Source organism: Neobacillus sp. DY30, from assembly GCF_030123065.1.
In the GTDB taxonomy this organism is placed as follows: Bacteria; Bacillota; Bacilli; order Bacillales; family Cytobacillaceae; genus Neobacillus.
This window is the reverse complement of record NZ_CP126093.1, coordinates 6,023,509-6,049,285: the sequence shown is the minus strand read 5'-3', so window position 1 is coordinate 6,049,285 and position 25,777 is coordinate 6,023,509. Positions and strand designations below refer to the sequence as shown.

General features: G+C 40.2%; 25 protein-coding genes and 1 pseudogene. 22 read left to right on the top strand and 4 right to left on the bottom strand.

Annotated features, from left to right (window positions below; translation table 11 throughout):
• Window positions 1-53: 53 nt before the first annotated feature.
• Window positions 54-1,612 (top strand): IS3 family transposase gene (locus QNH29_RS29840; RefSeq protein WP_283861689.1). Its coding sequence is split into 2 segments (ribosomal slippage): window positions 54-696 and window positions 696-1,612, totalling 1,560 coding nucleotides; the frame shifts between segments, so codons are not numbered across the junction.
• Window positions 1,613-1,676: 64 nt separating this feature from the next.
• On the opposite strand, the gene pepT is transcribed toward QNH29_RS29840, so the two are convergent.
• Together pepT and QNH29_RS29830 are read right to left on the bottom strand one after the other, a co-directional pair.
• Window positions 1,677-2,903 (bottom strand): peptidase T, encoded by a 1,227-nt coding sequence (gene pepT, locus QNH29_RS29835; RefSeq protein ID WP_283862845.1) that lies wholly within the window; start codon window positions 2,901-2,903, stop codon window positions 1,677-1,679.
• 199 nt (window positions 2,904-3,102) lie between these two features.
• Complete coding sequence (locus QNH29_RS29830; RefSeq protein WP_283862844.1) at window positions 3,103-4,062, bottom strand: nuclease-related domain-containing protein; 960 nt, start codon at window positions 4,060-4,062, stop codon at window positions 3,103-3,105.
• A gap of 162 nt (window positions 4,063-4,224) precedes the next feature.
• On the opposite strand from QNH29_RS29830, the gene QNH29_RS29825 reads away from it, so the two are divergent.
• The 13 genes from QNH29_RS29825 (at window position 4,225) to QNH29_RS29765 (ending at window position 17,635) form a co-directional block, all read left to right on the top strand.
• A complete protein-coding gene (locus QNH29_RS29825) occupies window positions 4,225-4,848 on the top strand; it encodes a TetR/AcrR family transcriptional regulator (protein WP_283862843.1) in 624 nt (207 codons plus the stop codon).
• A 12-nt stretch (window positions 4,849-4,860) separates the two neighbouring features.
• Window positions 4,861-5,745 carry an ABC transporter ATP-binding protein gene (locus QNH29_RS29820; RefSeq protein WP_283862842.1) on the top strand — a complete coding sequence of 295 codons (885 nt, stop codon included), beginning with the start codon at window positions 4,861-4,863 and terminating at the stop codon, window positions 5,743-5,745.
• Between the two features lie 6 nt (window positions 5,746-5,751).
• Window positions 5,752-6,549 (top strand): ABC transporter permease subunit, encoded by a 798-nt coding sequence (locus QNH29_RS29815; RefSeq protein ID WP_283862841.1) that lies wholly within the window; start codon window positions 5,752-5,754, stop codon window positions 6,547-6,549.
• 28 nt (window positions 6,550-6,577) lie between these two features.
• Window positions 6,578-7,375: an ABC transporter permease subunit gene (locus QNH29_RS29810; RefSeq protein ID WP_283862840.1), complete on the top strand. Its 798-nt coding sequence runs from the start codon at window positions 6,578-6,580 to the stop codon at window positions 7,373-7,375.
• Window positions 7,376-7,443: 68 nt separating this feature from the next.
• Complete coding sequence (locus tag QNH29_RS29805) at window positions 7,444-7,791, top strand: ASCH domain-containing protein (protein WP_283862839.1); 348 nt, start codon at window positions 7,444-7,446, stop codon at window positions 7,789-7,791.
• An 85-nt stretch (window positions 7,792-7,876) separates the two neighbouring features.
• Window positions 7,877-9,607: an ABC transporter ATP-binding protein gene (locus QNH29_RS29800; RefSeq protein WP_283862838.1), complete on the top strand. Its 1,731-nt coding sequence runs from the start codon at window positions 7,877-7,879 to the stop codon at window positions 9,605-9,607.
• The gene (locus QNH29_RS29795) at window positions 9,607-11,469 is read left to right on the top strand and encodes an ABC transporter ATP-binding protein (RefSeq protein WP_283862837.1); all 1,863 of its coding nucleotides are present in this window, start codon (window positions 9,607-9,609) and stop codon (window positions 11,467-11,469) included. The genes QNH29_RS29800 and QNH29_RS29795 overlap by 1 nt, the downstream gene beginning before the upstream one ends.
• Before the next feature lie 58 nt (window positions 11,470-11,527).
• Window positions 11,528-12,727 carry an MFS transporter gene (locus tag QNH29_RS29790; protein ID WP_481858769.1) on the top strand — a complete coding sequence of 400 codons (1,200 nt, stop codon included), beginning with the start codon at window positions 11,528-11,530 and terminating at the stop codon, window positions 12,725-12,727.
• Between the two features lie 276 nt (window positions 12,728-13,003).
• Complete coding sequence (locus QNH29_RS29785; RefSeq protein WP_283862835.1) at window positions 13,004-14,179, top strand: ABC transporter substrate-binding protein; 1,176 nt, start codon at window positions 13,004-13,006, stop codon at window positions 14,177-14,179.
• A gap of 128 nt (window positions 14,180-14,307) precedes the next feature.
• Complete coding sequence (locus QNH29_RS29780; protein WP_283862834.1) at window positions 14,308-15,186, top strand: branched-chain amino acid ABC transporter permease; 879 nt, start codon at window positions 14,308-14,310, stop codon at window positions 15,184-15,186.
• Between the two features lie 13 nt (window positions 15,187-15,199).
• Window positions 15,200-16,174: a branched-chain amino acid ABC transporter permease gene (locus tag QNH29_RS29775; RefSeq protein WP_283862833.1), complete on the top strand. Its 975-nt coding sequence runs from the start codon at window positions 15,200-15,202 to the stop codon at window positions 16,172-16,174.
• Window positions 16,149-16,928 carry an ABC transporter ATP-binding protein gene (locus QNH29_RS29770; protein ID WP_283862832.1) on the top strand — a complete coding sequence of 260 codons (780 nt, stop codon included), beginning with the start codon at window positions 16,149-16,151 and terminating at the stop codon, window positions 16,926-16,928. Before QNH29_RS29775 ends, QNH29_RS29770 begins: the two co-directional genes overlap by 26 nt.
• Window positions 16,928-17,635 carry an ABC transporter ATP-binding protein gene (locus QNH29_RS29765; RefSeq protein WP_283862831.1) on the top strand — a complete coding sequence of 236 codons (708 nt, stop codon included), beginning with the start codon at window positions 16,928-16,930 and terminating at the stop codon, window positions 17,633-17,635. Before QNH29_RS29770 ends, QNH29_RS29765 begins: the two co-directional genes overlap by 1 nt.
• A 30-nt stretch (window positions 17,636-17,665) precedes the next feature.
• On the opposite strand, the gene QNH29_RS29760 is transcribed toward QNH29_RS29765, so the two are convergent.
• A complete protein-coding gene (locus QNH29_RS29760; protein ID WP_283862830.1) occupies window positions 17,666-19,474 on the bottom strand; it encodes a TIGR04190 family B12-binding domain/radical SAM domain protein in 1,809 nt (602 codons plus the stop codon).
• A 399-nt stretch (window positions 19,475-19,873) separates the two neighbouring features.
• On the opposite strand from QNH29_RS29760, the gene QNH29_RS29755 reads away from it, so the two are divergent.
• The 4 genes from QNH29_RS29755 to QNH29_RS29740 all read left to right on the top strand — a co-directional run bounded on the left by QNH29_RS29755 (window position 19,874) and on the right by QNH29_RS29740 (window position 22,435).
• Complete coding sequence (locus QNH29_RS29755) at window positions 19,874-20,275, top strand: hypothetical protein (protein WP_283865784.1); 402 nt, start codon at window positions 19,874-19,876, stop codon at window positions 20,273-20,275.
• Between the two features lie 102 nt (window positions 20,276-20,377).
• Window positions 20,378-20,857 (top strand): Cys-tRNA(Pro) deacylase, encoded by a 480-nt coding sequence (gene ybaK / locus QNH29_RS29750; protein ID WP_283862829.1) that lies wholly within the window; start codon window positions 20,378-20,380, stop codon window positions 20,855-20,857.
• Window positions 20,858-21,011: 154 nt separating this feature from the next.
• A complete protein-coding gene (locus QNH29_RS29745) occupies window positions 21,012-22,124 on the top strand; it encodes a PRK06851 family protein (RefSeq protein WP_283862828.1) in 1,113 nt (370 codons plus the stop codon).
• 71 nt (window positions 22,125-22,195) lie between these two features.
• Entirely contained in the window at window positions 22,196-22,435 is a 240-nt protein-coding gene (locus QNH29_RS29740; protein WP_283862827.1) for a hypothetical protein, read from the top strand.
• Between the two features lie 44 nt (window positions 22,436-22,479).
• On the opposite strand, the gene QNH29_RS29735 is transcribed toward QNH29_RS29740, so the two are convergent.
• A complete protein-coding gene (locus QNH29_RS29735; protein ID WP_169803734.1) occupies window positions 22,480-22,635 on the bottom strand; it encodes a hypothetical protein in 156 nt (51 codons plus the stop codon).
• 148 nt (window positions 22,636-22,783) lie between these two features.
• Here QNH29_RS29735 and QNH29_RS29730 point away from each other — a divergent pair, with 148 nt between their 5' ends.
• The 4 genes and pseudogenes from QNH29_RS29730 to QNH29_RS29715 all read left to right on the top strand — a co-directional run bounded on the left by QNH29_RS29730 (window position 22,784) and on the right by QNH29_RS29715 (window position 25,722).
• Complete coding sequence (locus QNH29_RS29730; RefSeq protein WP_481858768.1) at window positions 22,784-23,449, top strand: DNA alkylation repair protein; 666 nt, start codon at window positions 22,784-22,786, stop codon at window positions 23,447-23,449.
• Between the two features lie 71 nt (window positions 23,450-23,520).
• The gene (locus QNH29_RS29725) at window positions 23,521-24,375 is read left to right on the top strand and encodes an HAD family hydrolase (protein ID WP_283862826.1); all 855 of its coding nucleotides are present in this window, start codon (window positions 23,521-23,523) and stop codon (window positions 24,373-24,375) included.
• Window positions 24,376-24,390: 15 nt separating this feature from the next.
• Window positions 24,391-25,474 (top strand): annotated as a pseudogene (locus tag QNH29_RS29720) (PQQ-dependent sugar dehydrogenase).
• Between the two features lie 14 nt (window positions 25,475-25,488).
• Entirely contained in the window at window positions 25,489-25,722 is a 234-nt protein-coding gene (locus tag QNH29_RS29715; RefSeq protein ID WP_283862825.1) for a hypothetical protein, read from the top strand.
• Window positions 25,723-25,777: the final 55 nt, after the last annotated feature.

Below are 25,777 nucleotides of genomic sequence, written 5' to 3'. Positions count from 1 at the left end.
GGTAGACAGATTAAAAAATAAAAATCTGTTTGCCTTAAAGGGGAGTTTTTTTTATGTCAAAAAGAGTGCATTCTTTAGAGGATAAAATCAGGATAATAAAAGCATTAGAAGAAGGAAGTCATTCCATTTCCGAACTAGAATCTATATATAACGTCCATAAAGTCTCCATTTATGATTGGATATATAAATATAAAAAATACGGAGTTGATGGATTAAAAGAATCCTCTACCTGGAGGAGGTTTTCAAAGGAACTTAAGCAGGACGCAGTAAAGGACTATCTTAGCGGCGAATACTCCATTCGGGAGGTAACTAGAAAGTATGAAATTCCTAGTACTTCCACCCTTCGTTGTTGGATAAAGAAGTATAATAGTCATAGAGAATTAAAGGATACGTCAAAAGAAAGGACGAGCTCTATGACTAAAGGGAGAAAAACTACTTGGGATGAAAGGATTCAAATAGTACTTGATTGTCTAGGGAACGGAAAAGATTATCAAGTAACATCTGAGACCCATAATGTCTCTTATCAACAAGTGTACCAGTGGGTTAAGAAATATGAAGATGGCGGAGAAGAAGCACTCAAAGATAAAAGAGGAAGGAAGAAAGAAGAAGTAGAGCTGACCTCAGAAGAGAAAATGCAGCTTCAAATGAAAAAGTTAGAACGAGAAAATGAGCGGTTACGTGCGGAGAATTTATTCTTAAAAAAGTTAGAGGAGATCGAAAGGAGGCGAAAATAAGCCAAGTCCGATTTGAAGATAAGTACATTGCTATTCAGGAGCTTCATCAGGAAGAGAATTTGAGCATTCTTTTACTTTGTGAAATAGCCGGTATTTCACGCGCTGCTTACTATAAATGGCTTAATCGCATACCTACAGATCGAGAACTCCAGAATAGAAAGATTATAGAAGAAATGAAAGCTCTTCAAGAGAAAGTAGATGGAACTTTTGGTTATCGACAAATGACGTTACATATGAATCGGAAATTTGAAGAGGACATCAATCATAAAAGAATCTATCGATTAATGGGAATCGGAAATTTACGCTCGGTTATTCGGATAAAGAAGAAATATTCATACAAAAGTTCTACCCCTCAGCATGTGGCAGAAAATGTACTAAATCGCGATTTTACAGCAGAAAAGCCTAATGAAAAATGGGTTACGGATGTCACTGAACTTAAATATGGGGCAAAGAAGGCTTATTTAAGCGCCATTCGTGATTTATACGATGGATCGATTGTTAGCTATGTCCTCGGGCATTCCAATAATAATAAACTTGTATTCAAGACACTTGACCAAGCTACAGCACTTTTGAATGGAGAACGCCCTCTTATCCATAGTGATCGTGGATTTCAATATACCTCGAAAGGTTTTAAACGAAGAATAGATGCAGTAAAGATGAAGCAAAGTATGTCCCGAGTGGGCAGATGTATTGATAACGGACCAATGGAATCCTTTTGGGGAACACTTAAATGTGAGAAGTATTATAGGCGTAAGTATAATACATTTGAAGAACTAACTTTAGCGATAAATGAATACATACATTTTTATAATCACGATAGATATCAAAAACGACTAAACGGCCTTAGCCCTATTGAATATAGAGCTAAAGCCGCCTAAATCATTTTTATTATTTCCACTGTCTACTTGACGGGGGGCAGTTCATTAAGGTTGGGCTTTTATTCTATGCTTTTTGTTCAAAAAGTTTCGTGATTTCGATGACAGTGTTTGTTGCTTTAATCATGTTATCAACAGAAATAAATTCATATTTACCGTGGAAGTTTTCCCCGCCTGTAAAAATATTCGGGGTTGGCAGTCCCATGTATGAAAGCTGCGAGCCATCCGTACCGCCGCGGATTGGCTTAATGAGCGGTTTAATATCTAAACTCTCCATCGCCTCTTGGGCAATATCAACGATTTCCATAACCGGTTTGATTTTTTCACCCATATTGTAATATTGGTCTTTTAACTCTAGAAGGATAGTATCTTTGCCATAATTTTCATTGAGAGAGTTAACAATGTTTTCGATTTTATTTTTTCTGGCTGCGAAAATTTCCTTGTCATGATCGCGGATAATATAGTACATCTTCGTTTGCTCGACATCGCCGTTGAAGGAGATCAGGTGGTAGAAACCTTCATAACCCTCAGTGTGTTCAGGTGCCTCCAGAGCTGGCAGCTGGCTATGTAATTCCATGGCAATCTTCATTGAATTTACCATTTTGTCTTTCGCAGATCCCGGATGAATGTTGGTGCCTTTGATTGTAATTTTAGCAGCCGCAGCATTAAAGCTTTCGTACTCCAGCTCTCCAAGCGGACCGCCATCGACGGTGTAAGCATACTTGGCATTGAAGGCACTTACGTCAAATTTATGCGGTCCTCTGCCAATTTCCTCATCAGGCGTGAACGCAACGCGGACCTTACCGTGTTTTATTTCTGGATGTTGAATCAGGTAAGACATTGCGGTCATGATTTCAGCGATCCCCGCCTTGTTATCTGCACCCAGCAGTGTCGTACCATCCGTGGTAATCAGCGTGTGTCCTTTATAGCTCGGAAGGCTTGGGAAATCCTTTGTCGTCATAATAACGTTTGGGTTAAGAGGGATATCATTCCCGTCGTAGTTTTCAATGATTTGCGGGTTCACATTTTTGCCCGTGAAATCGGTTGCAGTATCAACGTGGGCTAAGAAGCCGATAGTGGGCACATCCTTATCACTATTGGACGGCAGGGTCGCCATCACATACCCATTCTCATCAATGGTTACCTCTTGCATGCCAATGGACTTTAACTCCTCCACCAGCATATTCGCCAACGTAAGCTGTCCAGGTGTAGAAGGACAACTTTCATTGCTCTCATTCGACTGTGTATCTACCTTAACATAGGAAGTAAACCTTTCAATAATCTCGTTTTTCACTTTTGCAGCACTCCCCTTTCAATATTTACCACTTAATAATAGCATGTTGGTGGGGGTGGGAGGAAATTGGAATTTAGGGATCCTGAAATTAGGTATCTTTGGTTTAGATAGCTGAGATTAGTTGCGGATAGCTGTAGAATAGTTGCGGATAGCCAAAGATTAGTTGCGGATAACCGAAATTAGTTGCGGATAGCCGAGATTAGTTGCGGATGATAGTCCTTAAGTCCATAAAATAGGTCCGATCCCGATAGGTTCCTCGACTTTTAAAATTCATACTTTGCAATATTCGATTTGCAGTGAATTTATCATTAACTTGCAAAAACTCCCGACACTCCCGATTAGTAATCGTCCTCTTCACCACCAAAAACCATTCAATCAATGCCTTCTGATGTGCCAGATGATTATTCACCCCGCAAAATCGACAATGCCAGGTCCTAGGAACTTTAATCATCCCAAGCTTCCCGCATGAGTCACACCGCACTCCTTGTAGAATATCACCTACAGGAATTTGATAAGATTCACAAACAGGTTTCGGAATGTAGGTTTGATGACATCGCAATAATTCAGATGACAGCCAGTTAAAAGTGGGTGTATTCAGACCCTTTCCTTGCTGGGAAAGGCTTTTGATAAACGGCGGGACTAAATTTGGAAATAGTATCTTCGTATTGGCAGGGGGGATTTCTACATGTTGCTTCGGGTAGGCTAATACGATGGCACCATAAAGCGGCAAATCAATATTTCGTTGCGATAACCATGACGAAAAAAGCTCAATATTGCGCTCCAATTGAACGACTGGACTTTCATAATACTTAATTTGGCCGTCATCCCGCTTTTGAATCAGCTGTGGCGGGTTATCCCTGAATTCCAAGCTGCCTGCTAAATTTTTGGTTTCTAAAACGACACCGTTATGGGGTGTTTTCAATAAGTGGTCAATTTGAAAGTAAGTGTCCGAAGAAAGTGATAAATCGTGGTAAATGGTGTTTTTGAATGGAAACTGGTATCTCCCAAGGACCTCTGCTACTTGCTCCTCACCGCCAATCCCCGCCTCAATGATTGATTGTTTTGAAGCTAGAACAGACGCAGTTGGATGCGCATAGGAAAGCCTGCTTTGGGCAGCGATCAATCCTTTTAACGTTAATGAGTCAGAACGTTCTTTCATTTTTCACCTCCACATGTATCCTAGCACAACGTCGCCCCTAAATATATAAACTTCATAATTTTGTAAAAAATATAACTTGTCTAATATTGACCAGGTGAGTCAACGGGAGTAAACTATAATTGACTGATGTGGTCAACGACTAATCGAAAGGGGCCAGACTAGATGTTTTCGAAATTTTTAAGCCTGGATTCAGAGAAACAGGACCGCATAATAAATGCAGCAATCAAGGAATTCGCCCAGAAGGGATATGATAATGCCTCAACGAATGAAATCGTAAAGGAAGCTGGAATTTCAAAGGGGCTGCTTTTTCATTATTTTCAAAACAAGAAACAGTTGTTTTTCTTTCTATTTGATTACTGCTACAACCTTGTTGCAGATGAATTTTATAAAAAGGTAGACCTGACCGAACGTGATTTTTTCAAACGAATTCGTCAGGCTGTACACATTAAAATGGACCTCCAAACGAAATATCCAGAAATCTTAACGTTTATCCAAGAAGCATTTATGCAAGATTCACCGGAAATAAAAGACGAATTTGATAAAAAGAAGCAGGAACTAAATGCTGTTAATACTGGGATTATTTATGACGGGATTGACCTATCAAAATTTAGAGATGACGTTGATGTCCAGAAAATCCTCAAAATTATATCCTGGACGTTTGAAAAAATGAGTGACGAGGAGCTTCAGAAAGCGAAAATGATCCCTGGTCACAAGATTGATTATGAAAAGGTGTTTCACGAAGCGGAAGAGTATTTTGAGATTTTCATTAAATGCTTTTATAAATAGGGGGTATTGACAATGAATGTGATTGAGATTAAGAATCTAACAAAGGTGTACGGTGCGGCAAGAGGAATCAGCGATATCAGCTTTAACGTTGAGGAAGGCGAGATTTTTGGTTTTATTGGTCCGAACGGTGCCGGGAAATCAACCACGATTCGTACACTCCTTTCTCTCATCTATCCTACCAGCGGCAGTGCAACTATTTTTGGAAAAGACTCCATCAAGTTTGCCCCAGAAATCAAAAAAGAAATTGGCTATTTACCATCTGAGGTATTTTACTATGACAACATGAAGGTGAAGGATCTATTAAAGTATTCAGCTAGTTTTTATAAAAAGGATTGCAGTAAGAGAATAAAAGAGTTGGCTGAGATTATGGATTTAGATCTCACAAAAAAAATCGATGACCTTTCGCTGGGAAATAAAAAGAAGGTCGGGATTGTTCAGGGGCTGCTGCATGAGCCGAAACTGATTATCCTGGATGAACCTACTAGCGGATTGGACCCTCTTATGCAGCAAAAATTCTTCGAACTGCTTGAGGAAGAGAATCGAAAAGGTTCTACAATCCTATTTTCATCGCATATTTTAACGGAAGTTCAGCGCTTATGTAATCGGGTTGCAATTATTAAAGAAGGCAAGATTGTTACCGTTGAAAAGATTAGTACATTGAAAGAAAATACCTATAAAAAATTCAAAGTAGAAACTAAATCTGCCATCGAGCCTAATTACTTTAACCTATCAGGAGTGAATAAGTTAGAGGTAAAGGGTAACCTTACAAGCTTTTTGTTTAAAGGTAATATTAACGAGGTTATGAGGAAAATTGCTGACGTCGAAATTACAAATCTATGGATTGAAGAGCCAGACCTTGAGGAGATTTTTATGCATTATTATGAAAAGGAGGCCTAATAAACGATGAATATATTGTTGCATGAATTAAGGGCTTATCGGAAATCCACTATTATTTGGACGATATCGTTAATCATGGTTGCAGCACTGTTTATGTCATTTTATCCTTCTTTTACAAAGGATACGGAGGAGTTTAGGAAGCTGCTTGAGGGGTATCCAGCTGCGTTAAGGGAGGCATTCGGGATTAATCTGGACAATTTCTTTTCGATTCTTGGATTCTATTGCTATGGACTGTCTTTTGTCACTCTTTGCGGCGCGATCCAAGCAATGAACCTGGGTACGGGTATTGTCAGCAAAGAGGTCAGGGAAAAAACAGCTGACTTCTTATTAACAAAACCTGTTACACGTACTGCTATATTGACGAACAAACTATTGGCTGCACTTATTTCCATCATCGTGACAAATATTTTTTATATAGCAGCAGCCACTCTGCTTGCCTATCAGGTAGCAAAGGAAGCATTTGATGTTGGCGTTTTCCTCCAGCTTTCATTGACACTCTTATTTACACAATTAATTTTTTTAGGACTAGGCATAATCGTTTCGGTTATTTTTCAAAAGATAAAGTCGGTGTTAACGGTGTCACTGGCAACGGTGTTTGCCTTTTACTTTTTGGGGATGCTCAGCTCGACTTCCGGTGATGAAGCAAAACGTTATATTTCCCCGTTTAAATACTTTGACACAGCATATATCATGGAACATGCTAACTATGAAGCTTCCTTTTTAATGACTGGCGCTGGTTTCATTATTTTCGCAATCGGAATCAGTTATTTTATTTATAATAAAAAGGATATCCATACGGTATAAAACCTGCCCGAAGGAGGGTGCTGGAAGGATGAATATTTTTATAAAAGAAATGAAGTCACATAGAAAATCCCTTATATTTTGGAGTATTGGGATCTTTCTGATGGTAGCGTCAGGGATGGTGAAATATGAGAGTCTTTCTTCTTCTGGACAGCCGATGAATGAAATGCTGGCAGGAATGCCAAAATCATTGCTTGCTGTGTTAGGAATAGGTGACTTTGATATCTCTACAGCAAGTGGTTATTACGGATTATTGTTCATTTATTTGTTATTAATGGGAACGATTCATGCAGCGATGCTTGGAGCAACGATTATTTCAAAAGAAGAGCGGGATAAAACCACAGAGTTTTTATTTGTAAAACCTGTATCGAGGAATAGGATTATAACTGCAAAATTGGCTGCGGCATTCGTAAATATCGTAATTCTGAATATCATTACATTCGTTTCTTCAATAGTTGTGGTTGGTAAATATAGTAATGGTGAAGTGTTTACGGATGATATTGCCATTACAATGGCGGGTATGTTTATTTTGCAGCTCATATTTTTGGTCATCGGCAGCTCCCTTGCTGCGGTAAAAAGGAAGTCTAAAACAGCGGCTTCCTTAGCCACCGGCGTTCTTTTGCTTACGTATCTGTTATCGGTGGCCATTGACTTGAATGAAAACATTGAAATACTACAATACCTCACCCCATTTAAATATTTCGAGGCAAAAAATGTTATGTTCGGCGGCGGATTTGAGTTCATCTTTGTGCTGTTATCAGGTGTCTTAATTGCAGTACTTACAGTCATAACATTTGTATTTTATAAAAAAAGAGATTTGAATGTGTAAACGTTTTTAATAACGCGCCGATAGTGTTAAAATAGTGAAAGTGCAATTGGAAAAAGGAGGATAACACTATGAGCCAAAATGAAAACACTACACTGCCGCCAAAAACTTGCTCCATCGAACGTTTAGTAACAATGGAAAGCGATGTTAAAAAAGTGCTTGCAGGAGAAAAAACTGCTACACGAAGAAATGGAAGATATGCTGATCCAGGAGAAATTATGACGCTCGAAGGACGTCAATTTGTTGTTGAACGAGTATATTCACAAAGCTTAGGTGAATTAACGGATGATGACGCTCGCCGCGAGGGCTACCCTACGGTCGAAGAATATAAACAATCCATTCTTGCCTATCATCCTGGGATGCCGTGGCTTCCGCAAATGCGTGTTTGGGTTCATGAGTTTCGCCCGCTGGAAGATTAAATAAAAGTATGAGTTCTTATCATAGAACTCATATTTTTTTTTGCTATAATAGCTTTATCCAAAGATTTCCTCGAGGTGAAGATTCATGGGGTTTTTAGCAAAATACATAAAGAAATATTGGAAGTCTTTTAGCTTAGCAGTGTTATTCTTAACTTTTGAGGCGATAAGTGATTTGTTAATGCCGACGATCATGGCAAAAATAATCGATGTCGGTGTCGCAGGCAGAGATTTAAACTACGTCTTAAAAATGGGCGGGTTCATGCTGCTGATTACATTTTTTGGCGCGATTGCTGCCTCCACAAGAAGTATACTTGCAAGCATTGTCTCGCAAAGTTTTGGAGCAGAGTTACGGTCGGACTTATATAAAAAAATCCAAACGCTGTCATTCAAAAATATAGACCGTTTTGAACGCGCGTCGTTAATCACAAGGCTGACCAATGATGTAACACAGGTACAGGTTTTTGCCAATGGGTTAATGCGTATTTTTGTTAAATCTCCGCTTCTTGCAATCGGCGGCTTAATCATGGCGACTCGGTTAAACCTTCATCTATCCGTCGTATTAGTTGTCGTTGTCCCAATTGTTGCGCTATTTATTATACTGAACCTAAGACTTGGGTTCCCGATGTTCTCAAAGGTTCAAAAAGCGCTGGACCGTGTAAATGGTGTAATGCGTGAATACTTATCCGGTGTCCGTGTGGTGAAAGCGTTCAATCGTTTTGATGTTGAAGTGGACAAGTTTGATAAGACAAATGAAGAGTTTAAAAAACAATCGATTTCTGCCACAAGGTTAATGGCTGTATTTAGCCCAGCGATTATGCTGACAGTAAACCTAGGCATTGTCGCAGTCCTTTGGATTGGCGGTTACGGGGTGACAAATGGCAATGTTCAAGTTGGCCATATTATTGCTTTCATTAATTACATGACGCAAATTCTTTTTTCATTAATGATGATCTCGATGGTTTTTAATATGTTTGTTCGTGCGAAAACTTCCGCGGTTAGAATAAGTGAGGTTTTTTCTCAGGAAGATGACCTAACCTGGGTGGATGAAACGGCCTCTTCTCGAGTTGAAAAAGGAAGAATCGAGTTTAACAATGTCTCTTTTTCTTATGAAGGAACAAGCGGTGAACCTGTTTTAAAAAATATTAACCTATCAATCTCACCAGGTGAGACTGTCGGAATCATTGGCTCGACAGGCTCTGGTAAAAGTACTCTTGTTGGCTTAATTCCCCGTTTTTATGATGTCAGTACCGGAAGTATCAAGGTGGATGATGAGGAGATACACCGTGTTAATCCTAAAGAACTGCGCAAAAAAATTGCATTTGTTCCACAAAAAACGATTCTTTTTACCGGAAGTGTAGAGGAAAATATTAAATGGGGAAAAGAAGATGCGTCAATGGATGAAATTATGAAGGCGGCGGAGATTGCCGGCGCTCATGAATTTATCAGTGCGTCCCCCGAAGGCTATCAAACAAGAATAGGGCAAGGCGGAGTCAACTTTTCAGGCGGTCAAAAGCAGCGGCTTTCGATTGCAAGGGCCTTAATTAAAAATCCTGAAATTTTAATATTAGATGATAGTACCAGTGCGGTTGACGTCACCACGGAGTCAAGAATTAAAGCGGGTTTAAAAAAATATGCAAAAAGTCTTACATGCCTTCTCATTGCCCAGCGGATTACTTCAATAATCGATGCAGATAAAATTGTTGTTATGGACCACGGTGAGATTGTTGGAATTGGAAAACACGAGGAATTATTAAGAGACTGCAGAGTCTACCAGGAAATTTATCAATCTCAAGTGGGCAAGGAGGTGGCATTCTAATGTCGAAAACTCAAGATCGACCAAGTAAAACTCCTCCTCCCCTGTCAATCCCGGGAAGACCTGGCGGCTTTGGAGGCCAGCGCCGGGGTGCACCGGTTGTAAAACCGAAGAATTTTAGAGAAACAATTAGGAGACTATGGCATTATTTTGGCAATGAACGAAAAATGCTCAGTATTGTGTTTTCGTTCATCTTATTGAGTTCTGCATTATCACTGCTCTCACCGTTTTTAATTGGGAAAGCCGTTGATGCCATAAGCCTGGAAACACAAGTAGATTTTAATTTTCTTGAAATCATGGTGTTGATTCTAATAGCAGCTTTTATACTAGATGCGGTGTTGACGTTTCTGCAGGGCTGGATAATGGCCGGTGTTTCGCAGCGAATCGTCAAACGTTTACGGAATGCGCTTTTTAAAAAGCTGCAAAAGCTGCCAGTTGCTTTTTTTGACAAACGGACACATGGCGAATTAATGAGCAGGCTTTCAAATGATATCGATAATGTCAGCAGTACGATTTCACAATCGACGACACAGCTAATGTCAGGTGTTATTGTTATCGGCGGGTCATTCATAATGATGCTAATCCTAAGCCCGATTTTAACGGTGGCGAGCCTGGTAACCGTTCCGCTTGTTTTTCTGTTAACGAAGACGATTGCAAAAAGAACCAGTGTACTGTTTAAAGATCAGCAAATTCAGCTGGGAAAACTAAATGGACAAATAGAAGAAACGATTTCAGGCATTGAAGTAGTGAAGGCTTTTAATCATGAAGAAAAAGTGATAGATGAGTTTGAAGAGGTCAATCAGAAATTACGTGAGGTCGGCCTTAAGGCGCAAATTTGGTCCGGCTTTCTTATGCCAATCATGAACGTAATAAATAATTTAGGCTTTGCCATTGTTGCTGTAACAGGGGGATTCCTTGCTGTCGAAAATATGATCACTGTAGGTGCCATTGCCAGCTTTATTACCTACTCCCGCCAGTTTGTCCGGCCGCTGAATGACCTTGCACAAATTTTTAATATGCTACAGTCAGGTGTAGCCGGTGCTGAGCGCGTATTTGAAATTCTCGACGAGCAGGAGGAACCAGAGGATTTACAGGACGCGGTGGTGCTGGACAAGCCAAAGGGGCATGTTGTGTTTGAAAATGTAAGCTTCGGCTACCGCGGCGATGTGCCAATTATAAAAAATGTTAGCTTTGAAAGTGATATTGGCAGCAGTACGGCTCTGGTTGGGCCGACTGGAGCGGGAAAAACAACCATCGTTAATTTGCTGACAAGGTTTTATGATGTTACAGAGGGAGGGATATTGCTGGATGGCCGTGATATTCGTGAATATACCCGTGATAGCTTAAGAAGCTGTTTCGGTTTTGTTTTGCAGGATACGTACTTGTTTTCTGGGACGATAAAGGAGAATATTAAGTATGGCAAGCCTGACGCAAGAGATGAGGAAGTCATTAATGCGGCTAAGATGGCCAATGCGGATGCTTTTATAAAACGTCTGCCTGGTCAATATGAGACAATCCTGTCAGAGAATGGCGGAAACTTAAGTCAAGGGCAGCGCCAGTTGATTGCCATCGCCAGGGTAATTCTCGCAAAGCCGGCAGTATTGATACTAGATGAAGCGACAAGCAGCATTGATACCCGAACTGAGCTTCATATTCAGGAGGCACTGCTTTCTTTAATGGAGGGCAGAACAAGTTTTATAATTGCCCACCGTTTAAACACCATTCGTGATGCAGATAGAATTATGGTTATCGAAAATGGAAAGATTGTAGAACAAGGAAGCCACGGGGAACTCATGGATACGCAAGGCAGATACTATCATATGTTTTTCAATCAATTTAAAAATGTAGAAATCGCGGCAGATTAAATAATGGTGATTCATTAGGGAATAATGTCACTAATGGCAGTCATCAAGGGGGTTGATTATGAAAAAAGAAATTTCTAACCGGAGATTGCTCTGGGTTTCTGGTACAGGATGGATGTTTGACGCAATGGACGTTGGGATGCTTTCGTTTATTATTGCGGCACTAAGTGTGGAGTGGGAGTTAACGGCCAAACAAATGGGCTGGATTGGCAGTGTTCAATCGATTGGAATGGCTGCCGGGGCATTAATTTTTGGATTAATGGCAGACAGAATTGGACGTAAAAATGTATTTATCATTACTTTATTACTATTCTCAATTGGAAGTGGAATCTCTGCATTTGCCACGTCCATTACCATTTTTCTTATATTAAGATTTTTTATTGGAATGGGACTTGGCGGTGAGCTTCCTGTTGCCTCGACACTTGTTTCGGAAAGCGTCCCGGCAGAAAAACGCGGGCAAATTGTTGTGCTGCTTGAAAGCTTTTGGGCTGCAGGCTGGCTGATTGCGGCCGTCATTTCTTATTTTATCATTCCGAAATTCGGCTGGCAGACAGCTCTGCTAATTAGTGCGACACCTGCACTGTATGCCTTATATTTACGAGTTGGGTTGCCGGACTCTCCTAGATTTGAAGCGATTAAAGATAAAGAGAAGATTTCTGCTTTCCAAAGTATCGCGAACCTATGGACTAATGAATATCGCCGCAGAACCACTATGCTATGGATTGTTTGGTTCTGTGTTGTTTTTTCTTACTATGGAATGTTTTTATGGCTTCCAAGTGTGATGGTAATGAAAGGTTTTAGTCTCATTAAAAGCTTTGGGTATGTGTTGATCATGACGCTTGCACAGCTGCCTGGTTATTTTACAGCTGCCTGGTGTATTGAAAGATTTGGCCGGAAATTTGTTTTAGCTGTCTATTTAGTTGGAACGGCGGTCAGTGCTTTTCTGTTTGGAAATGCAGAGTCGACGGCCTTGTTAATTACGTCGGGGATTCTTTTATCCTTCTTTAATCTCGGTGCATGGGGCGGATTATACGCCTATACTCCTGAACAATATCCTACGATTATCCGCGGAACTGGGTCAGGCTCAGCAGCGGCATTTGGAAGGTTAGGCGGGGTGCTGGGACCATTATTGGTAGGATATTTGGTAGCACAAGAAACATCGATTGGCACTATCTTTACAATTTTTTGTATCTCCGTTTTAATTGCTGCCTTTGCCGTTATTTTTCTAGGAAAAGAAACAAAAAATAAAGTATTAGTATAATGTTTAAATAAGAGAGATTTCTATTAGGGAATCTCTCTTTTGTTTTTTAACACAGTATGATTTTAGTCCTTTAGAGCAAGAGAGCGCTTACTTCATCTATTTAAACCTATGACAATAATAGGAATACAGATTTTTCAGAATTATATTAAAATAACGCAGATTCTACTAGACGAACAGGAATTTATTTTGTACAATGTTTTCAGAATATTATCTTTTTTTAAACATCTCAAGAGAAACAACGGGTAAAGGACTATTCAAAAATAGGGGGTATAGACAGTGAGGAAGAAAAAACTAGCAGGTATTTTCATGTCGTTCATGATGGCGGCAGGCGTATTGGCAGGCTGTAACTCATCAAGTACGAGCGGTGAAAAGGATGGAGAAACCATCAAAATTGGCGCAAACCTTGAACTTTCAGGCGGGGTAGCTTCTTATGGCCAGTCCATCGAAGAAGGTATCAAACTGGCATTGGAAGAGATCAATAAAGAAGGTATTGACGGAAAGAAACTGGAACTGGTGACATTCGATAATAAATCAGATGCGGCCGAGGCAACAAGCGGTACTACGAAGCTGATCAGCCAAGATAAGGTAGCTGCTATTATCGGTGCGGCTACAAGTACAAATACATTGGCACAAGTACAAATCGCTCAAAAAAATAAAATTCCGTTATTGACACCAACTGGAACAAATCCAACGATTACAAATAAAGACGGCGTGCTAAGTGACTTCGTATTCCGTACTTGCTTCATCGATCCTTTCCAAGGAACTGTGGCAGCTAACTTTGCTGCTAAAGACCTTAAGGTGAAAAATGCAGCGATCATCATTGACAGCTCAAGCGACTATGCAAAAGGGCTTGCAGCAGCATTCACAGAAGCATTTGAAGCAAATGGCGGAAAAATCGTTAAGGAAGAAGCTTATGTTGCTAAGGATACAGACTTTAATGCGATCTTAACAAATATTAAATCTGCCAAACCTGATTTTATTTTCCTTCCTGGGTATTACGAGGAAGTAGGCTTAATTATCAAACAGGCTCGTGCTCTTGGTATTGAAGCTCCTTTCATGGGCGGCGATGGCTGGGATTCTCCTAAACTAGTAGAAATTGCTGGGGCTGATCCGTTAAACAATACGTTTATCACAAACCACTATTCTTCTGGTGACTCTGATCCGAAAGTACAAGATTTCGTAAAAGCATTTGAAGCAAAATATGATGGTAAATCTCCTGATGCCTTTAATGCATTAGGCTATGACTCCCTGTATTTCCTTGCTGATGCAATTAAGCGTGCAGGAAGTGCTGACCCTGAGAAAATCCAAAAGGCACTTGAGGAAACAGATGGTCTTCAATTAGTATCTGGAACAATGAAACTTGATAAAAACCATGATCCAGTTAAATCTGCAGTAATTCTTGAATACAAAGGCGGAAAGCAAGAATTTAATACAAAGGTAGATCCAGAATAAAAACAAAAGTGGAAGCGCCTTGGCGCTCTAGCTGAACAAATTTTATAGTGGTCAAAAAGAATAGGGAGCCATATTGCCTCCCTATTCCCATTTAGATAATAGTTTCCTAATTTTAGGAGGGTCAAGACATGGAATTTTTACAACAGCTGGTTAACGGGGTGTCATTAGGCAGTATTTATGCGTTGATTGCCCTTGGTTATACAATGGTCTACGGAATTGTAAAATTAATTAACTTTGCCCATGGTGACGTCTTCATGGTCGGTGCATTTATTGGTTTCTATTCCATTACAATATTAGATTTAGGATTTTTCCCTTCCCTTCTTATATCCATGGCAACTTGTGCCATCTTAGGGGTTCTAATTGAAAGAATCGCCTATAAACCTTTGCGTAATGCGACTAGGATTGCGGCTCTTATTACGGCAATTGGAGTATCCCTGTTAATTGAATATGGGGTTATTTATGTACGCGGTGCTCAGCCAGAGGCTTATCCTAGCAATCTTATTCCGGCAACAAGCATCGACTTCCTTGGAGTAAAAGTGAGCAGTCAGTCACTGTTAATCTTAGGCACTTCTGTAGTATTAATGATCTTATTGCAGTTTATCGTTCATAAAACCAAAATTGGAAAAGCAATGCGTGCAGTTTCTCATGATATGGAAGCTGCAAGATTGATGGGAATTAACGTTAACAATACCATTTCTGCCACTTTTGCGATTGGATCTGCGTTAGCAGGTGCGGCGGGTGTTGCATTTGGAATGTACTATACAAAAATTGAACCATTAATGGGGATTATTCCAGGTCTTAAGGCCTTCGTTGCGGCCGTACTCGGCGGTATCGGAATCATTCCAGGCGCAATGGTTGGCGGCTTGTTATTGGGTGTCATTGAGTCGCTTGTAAGTGCTGCTGGCTTCTCGTTATGGCGAGATGGCGTAGCATTTGTTGTACTGATCTTAATTTTGATTTTCCGTCCAGCCGGTTTATTCGGTAAAAATGTACGGGAAAAAGTGTAAGGGGGCTATAGCGATGAATATTCTCAAATCAGCGAAAGGTTTTTGGTCATCAATCGTTTTAGCCATTGTTTTTGGTGTTGTCATGCAATTTTTAATTACCGGAGAAATAATTAACTTCTTTTACGTAAACACACTTTATTTTATTGGAATCAACATTATTCTTGCTGCGAGCTTACATCTGATTATTGGAATTACCGGACAGTTTTCCATTGGACATGCAGGCTTCCTCGCAGTAGGCGCATATGCCTCTGCCATTATCACAATGAAATTAGAGCTTCCTTTCGCGCTTGGGCTGTTGGCGGGAGGAGTTGCAGCTGCGATTGCAGGCTTAATTATTGGTATTCCTACACTTCGGCTAAAAGGAGATTACCTGGCAATCGCCACACTTGGGTTTGGTGAAATTGTCCGGATTGTCTTTTTAAATATTGAATATGTCGGCGGAGCAAGCGGGATGACCGTAACGCAGCTTACTACTTGGCCATGGCTGTTTGGAAGTATCCTCTTAACACTTCTTGTCATCAGGAACTTTACAAATTCAACCCATGGACGAGCATGTATTTCTGTAAGGGAAAATGAAATTGCAGCTGACGCTATGGGCATTAACACAACGTATTATAAGGTTATTGCATTCGCCATCGGAGCATTTTTTGCCGGTGTTGCAGGTGCCTTATATGCACACAACTTTTTCATTATCCAGCCGACAAACTTCGGTTTCTTAAAATCTTTTGATATCTTAATCTTTGTAGTTCTTGGCGGATTAGGCAGTATGTCTGGTGCAGTACTGGCAGCGGTACTTTTAACGATTGTTTCTACCTTCCTGCAAAGCTATCCGGAACTGCGGATGATTATTTATAGCTTAGTACTAATCATTATGATGCTTTACCGTCCACAAGGCATTATGGGAACAAGAGAATTAACTTCATTCTTTAAGTTTGGAAAGTCTGCAAAAGGAGGAGTCAACGATGGCAGTAAAAACACCGTTGCTTAAGGTAAATAATGCAGGCATCCGTTTTGGCGGATTAAAGGCCGTTTCAGATGTGAACCTTGAATTAAAACAAGGTGAATTAGTCGGTTTGATAGGACCGAACGGCGCTGGAAAAACAACATTCTTCAATTTGTTAACGGGTGTATATGTACCAACTGAAGGCAGCATTGAGTTAGATGGCGATAAATTGAATGGATTAGCACCCTACAAGATTACGAAAAAGGGAATCAGCAGAACCTTTCAAAACATTCGTTTGTTTAATGAATTGTCTGTACTTGATAATGTAAAGGTAGCCTATCACTCTCTTGCAAAGCATTCGATTATGAGTTCAATCCTCCGCCTTCCTAAGCACTTTTCAGAGGAAAAGTATATGGAGGAAAAGGCGATAGAGTTTTTGAAAATCTTTAATTTAGATACTGTCTTGCATGAAAAGGCAAAGAATCTGCCGTACGGTCAGCAGCGGCGTTTAGAGATTGCCAGGGCGCTGGCAGCAAATCCAAAACTATTGCTTTTGGATGAACCTGCAGCCGGTATGAACCCGCAGGAAACAGAAGAACTAATGAATTTAATTGCCTTAATTCGTAATAAATTTGAGCTTACTATTCTATTGATTGAACATGACATGCTCCTTGTCATGGGTGTATGTGAGCGAATTTATGTGCTTGACCATGGCCAGCTTATTGCAGAAGGGACTCCTGCGCAAATCAGAAATAATCCAAAAGTCATCGAGGCGTATCTTGGAGAGGAGGTTTCATAATGCTGAAAATTGAGGATATCAATGTATACTATGGTAATATTCATGCCTTAAAGGGTGTTTCTCTTGATATTAATGAAGGGGAAATCGTTACCTTGATTGGAGCGAATGGAGCCGGAAAAAGTACGCTGTTAAAAACGATTTCCGGATTGCTAAAGCCTAAGAACGGCAGCATTTTGTTTGAGGGTCAATCCATTTCAGGCAAGGTAGCTCAAGCGATTGTGAAACAAGGACTTTCCCATGTTCCTGAGGGGCGTCGTGTATTTGCTAATATGTCTGTCGAGGAAAACCTTGAATTAGGGGCTTATTTGCGAAAAGATAAACAAGGAATTAAAGAGGACTTTGAGAAAGTCTACAACTTATTCCCTCGTCTTCTAGAGCGGCGTAAGCAGCTGTCCGGTACATTATCAGGCGGCGAGCAGCAAATGCTTGCAATGGGCAGAGCCTTGATGGCACGTCCGAAGCTTTTGCTATTAGACGAACCTTCTATGGGACTTGCTCCCCTTTTAGTTAAAACAATCTTTAGAATCATTGAAGAAATTAACAAGACTGGTACGACCATTTTATTGGTCGAGCAGAATGCGAATATGGCATTATCGATTGCGGACCGCGCCTATGTGATTGAGACTGGAAAGATTGTCATTTCAGGTTCTTCAGACGAATTAAATCAAAGCGACCAAATAAGAATGGCCTACCTTGGAGGACATTAAAAAGACGTGTGATTACACGTCTTTTTTTGTCTATATTTTCACTTTCTGATGCTGTGTTTCTAGTTTGAATTGGTGGCGAAGCTTCGGCTGCAGAGCATGTTTGAATTTCATTACATATTCCTCATAAAGCTGCTCCAAACCAACTAATGCAAGAGAGAAGAAGTTCGCGTAATTCTTTTGAACCTCCCATTTTAGCTCATTCTTACCACAAATACTGTATTTATTTAATTCTTCTATTTCTTTTTGAATTTTTGCTAATTCCACTTGCTGTTCAGCTTCCGGAAGGGAAAGAACATAATCTATTTTTTCAATATAGGCTTGTGATTTCTCAATCTTGCCTTTAATTTCTTCGTAGCCGGCTTGATTAATTAGACCGTACTTTAATTTAAATTCGTTTAATTTTTGTGCAGAATCGTAAGTTGATTGGACGATATCATCGCGTGTCATTTGTGTTGTTTCATAGCTGAGCATATGCTTCCATGAAGGCTGGGTTATCGCCTTGCGGTGGTCCTCAAGGGTATGACAGAACTTTTTAAAGCCGTGAAGCTCTGGATTTTCAAAGGCTGGGCTAGCAGGGTCAAGGAATGGTGCAAGCGGTGCGACAAAGTAGAATAGTCTAGGATCCTGATTGCACGCAAGATGAATTTCTTCACAAAAATCAATATTTTCGATTGCACTTTGATATGTTTGACTTGGAATACCAGTCATAAAGAACAAGTCAATCTTCTTTGCACCATGTTTTAATGCGAAATTCAGGGTTTCGATTACTTTAGGGTTCGTACAGTTGAACTTCCCATTATAACGTCTAATTTTTTCATCATGAGTTTCAAGCGTAATTTCAATGCTGTATTTTGAACAGCTTTCATTCATCAATTGGAAGAATTCTTCACCCGCATATTGGAATAGTTCAAACACGATTTCATTTTTGAGATTAAGTGCTTTAAGTCGGCTGAAGAATTCTTTTACATATTCACGTCCGCCCTGGCGAAGATCATGCAGGATAAAGATTGGTGCACGGCTGAACCGTGAAATAAATTGGATGTCTTCAACAAGTTTTTCTGGTGAGCGTAATGCGAGAGAACTTCTTCCGCAGTTTTGATCATAGGCATCTTTTGAGCCGCCGCAGATAAGGCAGTTTTGCGAACAGCCTCTAGCTGTCAGTAATGCTGTATTGGGATATTGCAGCCAGCCATTGTATGGCAGCGGATCGAGAAAGTTACGATATTTGAAGACAGAACGGACGGTGTAACGATAGCCGGGTACATCAATATCATCTAAATCCCTTGGTACATAAGTAATCGGGTTATAGCCAATTTCACTGCCTTTTTTCCAGGTTAGATTTGGTATATCAGCATAGTGATTATTTCCAAGCTCCAATTTATTCATTAACAAAAGCATAAGCTTTTCCGTGGAGTCACCGCGTATAACGAAATCAATACATGGATATTTAATTAACTCTCTATGATAATAGGTAGCAGATAAACCTCCAAAAATCATCGGAGTATCAGGATGAAGCTTTTTAACAATTTTAGCGAGTTCAATACTGCCATGTGCATGCGGCAGCCAATGAAGGTCAATACCGAAAGCCCGTGTTTTGATTTTTTTTAGCTTTTTTTCAACATCAAATTTTTCACTCATTAGCATCCGGTTGGCGATGTTGATGATTTTTACGCGAAGTCCGAACCGTTCCAAATAGTCAGCAATACTTGTCAGCCCAATCGGATACATTTCAAACACTGGTGATGACGGTACTACATCGCTGATCGGACCTGCAAGCAGGGAATTTTTTCGAAAGTCATATACACTTGGTGCGTGTAAAAGGACTAAATCGTATTTCATATAAGCCACCCTTTTTAAGTTAATAATGTTTATATTAGTCATTGTGAATAATTTCACATGTAATTCTTGATTGAAACGTGGCAAAGTTATAAACCAGATAAATTCTTGCCAATATCCATTGCTGTAATTATTTTCTAACTACTTTTATTTTACTATAATGATGGATTAATAGAGTGACAAACGGGTGACAACAATGTGGAGATTCCGTGGAAGCCAGGTAATACAAAAAGGATGATTATGCCGTGCTCTTACACGTTATTATCAGGCATGGTTCAAAAATAAAGTATTACTAAAGTCTTCCTCTTTTAACCCAATTAAACTTTTTTTCATAGATTAAAGGGAACACACATAAAGGAGGAATATGTCTTGTATTATTATGGTTATCCCAATCAGTATGAAATGTATCCAATTTTAGAGCAGGACGCTCGATTTGGCGGAGGGCAGCAGCCTGGCTTCCAGCCCCCTCCCTTCGGTGGAGGACAGCAAGGATTCCCTCCATTTGGCGGGGGACAGCAAGGGTTTCCACCGTTTGGCGGAGGACAACAACAAGGAGGAGCTCCATCTACACCACCACCATCGTACACGCCGCAAGAATCAGCTTCCTTATTCGCTGTTGATCCAGGTGCGATTAGAGGCTGTCTCTACCGCTTTACCTATGTTTGGCTGAACAATGGCAGCAGTTTCTGGTTTTATCCAACATTTGTTGGCAGAGACTCAGTTGCCGGATATCGCTGGAGAGGGTTCCGCTGGGTATATTATGGAACGGACTTGAGAAGAATTCGATCATTTAGATGCTCGTAAATCATTAATAAGGGTATGAACCAATAGCGGTTCATATCCTTTTTTTATATTTTCAGGTAAAAATTGTTATAATCATTGTAAAAACAATTAAGGATGAGGAATATGGCTAAGGTCAAGACAAACGCCATCCGGATACTTGAGGCGAGAAAGATGGCTTATGAGGTATTAACATATGATAATCAGGATGGAAAAATAGATGGAGTTTCTGTAGCAGCGAAGATAGGCAGAGATGCCCGTGAAGTATATAAAACCTTGGTTGCTCAAGGTGCAAGTAAAAATATTTATGTGTTTGTCATACCAGTAGAAGCAGAATTAGATTTAAAAAAGGCAGCAAAGGCCGCTGGGGAAAAGAATGTGGAGATGATTCCGGTTAAAGATATTCTAAAATGGACCGGATATATCCGCGGCGGCTGCTCCCCGATTGGGATGAAAAAGGATTATAAAACATTTATTGATGAGAGCTGTTTAGAGCTTGAAAATATAGTTGTCAGTGCTGGAAAAATAGGTGTCCAAATCGTAATAGATCCTAAAATGTTAGTAGACCTGACAAAGGCTGAAACTCCTGATGTTAGAAAATCGTGATGTAGGCATTCACCTATAAACAAAGAGTGCATATGATAAGGTGAAATGAAAAGCGAAAGCGCCTTGCTTAGGGAAAAAATGAATTGCTTTTTTCCTAGGCGCTGCAGCTAGACAAATGAAACTTTGCTATGTCACGTAAAGGAGAGTGTTCGGTGTGGCAGGAAAGATAAAAAATTACTATGCAGGCGGGAATACAGCTAGGGGATTTCATAACCTGTATGATTCAAATTTACAAGGGCTGGAACGCATTTATATTCTAAAAGGCGGCCCTGGAACAGGGAAATCTTCGTTAATGAAAAACTTAGGCAATGAATGGGTTGAAAAGGGATATGATATCGAGTTCTTGCATTGCTCGTCAGATAATAGTTCGATTGATGGCATGATCATACGTGCTTTAAAGGTGGGTATCGTGGATGGAACGGCTCCGCATGTCATTGAACCGAAGGCTCCAGGTGCGATAGAACAGTATATTAATCTGGGAGAAGCGTGGGACGCAAAAGCACTTGCTGGTGAGAAAAAGAACATTCAGCGGTTAACCAATCAAATCAGTGCATCCTTTAATTTAGCGTATTCTACCTTTAAGCAGGCTTTAGATATTCATGATGATTGGGAAAAAATTTATATCGATAACATGGATTTTGAAAAGGCAGATCAACTGACCAATACATTAATACAATCCTTTTTTGGTAAGTTAAAAATAAATAAGCAATCAGATGTCCGACACCGATTTTTAGGGGCGGCAACACCAAAAGGGGCAGTTGACTTTGTTCCTAATTTAACGGAGGACATCGAAAAGCGTTACTTTATAAAGGGACGCCCTGGCTCCGGAAAATCAACCATGCTGAAAAAGCTCGCGGCAGCTGCAGAAGAAAGAGGAATTGATGTAGAGGTATATCACTGTGGATTTGATCCCAACAGCTTGGATATGGTGATTTTTAGAGAGCTTGGCATCGCCATCTTTGACAGTACGGCTCCACACGAGTATTTTCCAAGCCGTGCCAGTGATGAAATCATTGATATGTATGAAAAGCTGATTACTCCGGGTACAGACGAAACCTATGAAGATAAAATTAAACCGATTGCAGAAAGCTACAAAAATAAAATGAAGGAAGCGATCTCTTATCTAGCAAGAGCGAAGGAACTTCATGATCAGCTTGAAGCAATCTATGTTCCAGCAATGGATTTTGCCGTTGTCGAACATATTCAGGAAAGAATTGCAGAGGAAATTAGAGAATTAGAGCATGACACAATTGTGAGCTCTCAGTAGAAAATTAAAACTGTCCCGTGGGGCAGTTTTTTACGTGTTATTTATGTAGCGGGTTGGGGAAGATAATAGCAATGTCCAAACATTTTACATTGAAGGAGCTATTTGACTTGAAAGATAACCAGAATGCAGAAAATGCAGCCGTAGAGGCCAATATTAAAATCAACAAGCAATTGGAAGATGGAGAGGTGCATGCTCCCATTCAGGCACAATCTGAAGCAGACAGAGCCAATATTGAGTTACAAAACCAGTTCAATAATAACGAAAATAAAGACATACGCACTTCTCCTGCAGCTATTTCTACTCCTCAATAGAACGAAAAAGAGTCGGCCTCCCTCAGTGGTAAGCCGACTCTTTTTTATTCATGAGGGTTTGTTTTGCTTTGCTGACTTTTATTTCGCTTATTTCCTTTGCTGTTATCTCCGCTGACAAATTCACTTGCGAACTCAGCTTCAGCATGACCTGCACGTGGAGAATTTTGATTTTTACTGCCTTTATTAACCTTCTTCGTCATATAATCCTCTCCTTTCGTCTACTGGTACAATATAGTTTGGCATTTGCATCATTCTTTATGCATTTTCATAAAGGTGTTCTGCGGTGGTTATAGAATTAGTAGGAGAGCAAAAATAGAAATATAGTGATTTTTTTAGAGGTGATATATCTTGAAAAATGAAATTGAAAAACTAACACTTTTATTTGAAGAACACAGTAATGAAGAAAACGCAGAACCAATGAAAAAGTATATGAAAGATCATTTTCCCTTTTTAGGAATTAAGTCGCCGCTCCGTAAAGAACTGGAAAAAACATTTTTCAAAGAGACAGGGATCTTGAATGGGCCGTTTGACAAAGACCTCGTAACTGGTCTTTGGGAAAAGGAAGAAAGAGAATATCACTATACAGCTATTACATATATAGGGAAATTCGCGAAGAAATTGCCTAAAGATGTGGTGTCATTTCTTGAAAGGCTAATTACAACCAAATCATGGTGGGATAGTGTTGATTCAATTGCCCCATTAGTTGGAGAGCTCGCACGGAAGTATCCTGAAGTTATTAAAGAAACGATAGATATCTGGGCGGTCGATGAGAATATATGGCTGCGGAGAACTGCGATTCTTTTTCAATTAAAATTTAAACAGCAAACCAATGAGGACCTTCTCTATGATTACATCGTTAAGAATGCGGATAGTCAAGAATTTTTCATCCAAAAAGCGATTGGCTGGGCGTTACGGGAATACTCCAAAACAAACCCTTTATCTGTTAAGGCGTTTATCGAAGAAAATAAGCTTGCTCCATTAAGTATAAGGGAAGGCAGTAAGTATCTTTCGTGAGCAAAATGGTGAAAATGCATATGGATATCTGATAAGATGGCAGTAACAAAAAATAGAAATAGGTGAACAGCATGATTAAGTGTATTGCATCAGATATGGATGGAACCTTATTAAATTCGTACCAACAAGTTAGTCAGGAAAATAAAGAAGCCATTCTAAAAGCCCAGTCACAGGGGGTAGAAGTTGTTATCGCATCGGGGAGATCTTATCAGGAGATACGATTTGTACTCGATGAGGCGGGTATCCATTGTCCAGCAATCTGTGTGAACGGTGCGGAAGTTCGCACAAAAGAAGGAGAAATACTGTCTGCTGTACCGATAGAAAAGCATGTAGCCAAAAAAGCTGCGGAAAAGCTTATGGAAAAGGATATTTATTTTGAAGTATATACAAACAAAGGTACATACTCGTTAGACCCTGATAAGGCAGTCGAAATTCTGGTTGATATTGTAGTTAGTGCCAATCCTGAAGTGGACCCAGAAGATGTTGTGAAGCGAGCAGGTGAGCGCACTCGTCATGGCTTAGTCCACCAGGTTGAAAGTTATGACCTTTTATTTAATGATGAAACGCATCAAATTTACAAGCTCTTTGGATTTGCAATGGATGCAGAAAGACGTGAAGCTGCCGAAGACGAATTAAAAGAATTAACAGAGTTGGCAGTGTCCAGTTCGGGACATAACAATCTAGAAATAACGAATCGAAATGCTCAAAAAGGAATTGCCTTAGAAACGTTTGTTAAATCAAAAGGAATTCATATTTCCGAAACGATGGCAATGGGTGATAGTTTTAATGACATTTCCATGCTCGAAAGGGCCGGAAGAGCAGTGGCAATGGGAAATGCCGATTATGAAATTAAATCTCTTTGTGATGTGATTACTGCAACAAATGACGGGCATGGCGTGGCTAAGGCAATCCTTGAAGTTTTATAGGGAAGGAAGAGATGGATGGTCAAAGTGTATTCCATTTTATTATCAATCGTCCTATTGCTATCAGGTTGTTCTCTATTTGAAAAAGAAAGGCTGCAGCCGAAAGACCAGCCTGAGGATGAAGCAGTTGTCCTGCAGCCAGAGTTTGAAGTTGTTGCTGATACACTAAGTGTCCCATGGTCGATTAATAAGGTTAATGAGACTTTTTATTTGAGTGAACGAACAGGAAGTATCGTGAAAATTGATAATGGAAAAATGGAACGGCAGCAAGTGGAGTTGAAAAAACCGCTCGCGAAAGCAGCGGAAGCCGGGCTGCTTGGCTTTGTCCTAGATCCGGAGTTTCCAGCCAATCAAAAGGCATTTGCTTATTATACGTATGAGACCGGACAGGAACAGTTTAATAGGGTTGTTGTCTTGCAGCTGGCGGGAAATAAATGGACGGAAGAAAAGGACTCTCCTTGACGGGATTCCTAGTGCCGCTTACCATCATGGAGGCCGTTTGAAGATTGGTCCGGATAGGAAGCTGTACATCACCACTGGTGATGCCACTGCTCCGGAGCTTTCGCAGGATAAACGGTCCTTGAACGGAAAGATTTTAAGAATGAATTTAGATGGCAGTATTCCAGAGGATAATCCCTTTGAAAATTCCTATGTTTACAGCTATGGACATCGGAATCCTCAGGGGTTAGTGTGGATGGGTGATGCGTTATATGCGACGGAGCATGGTCAATCTGCCCGCGATGAGCTCAATGTAATTAAGCCAGGGGCAAATTATGGCTGGCCGGTAATACAAGGAAATGAAGAAAAAGCCGGAATGGAGACGCCATTGTTCCAGTCAGGCAACGAAACTTGGGCCCCATCAGGAATGGCCGCCGCTAATGGGAAGCTATATGTTGCAGCATTAAGAGGCAATGCCGTTCGGGAATTTGATGTAGAAAAAAATACGACAAGGCCGATTATTACAGGATTAGGAAGAATACGTGATGTGTTTGTGGAGGGGGAATACCTCTATTTTGTCAGCAACAATACAGACGGCAGAGGAAATCCTGATGAAAAGGATGACAAATTGTACAGAGTGCTGCTAACCAATCTGAATGGGTAAAGGCTGGTGTAATTATGACGACAAAAAGCAATAAATTACTATATGGATGGACACTGATCGCCCATCCAACCTATCAAATCTTTACAAACAAAAACTCCTACGTCATCATCGACGAAGACAATGACGTCATGCTCAGATTCACCATCCAAGAAAACGAAATCGAAATCCAAGGTGCAAACTGGAACCTAAACTACAAAATCAACCTCGGCTTCAAAACCATAAAAATCATCAACACACCCGAAACCTAAAAAAAGCACCATTTATACAAAAAGCGCTGCATAAACAGCGAATTTTGCATAAATG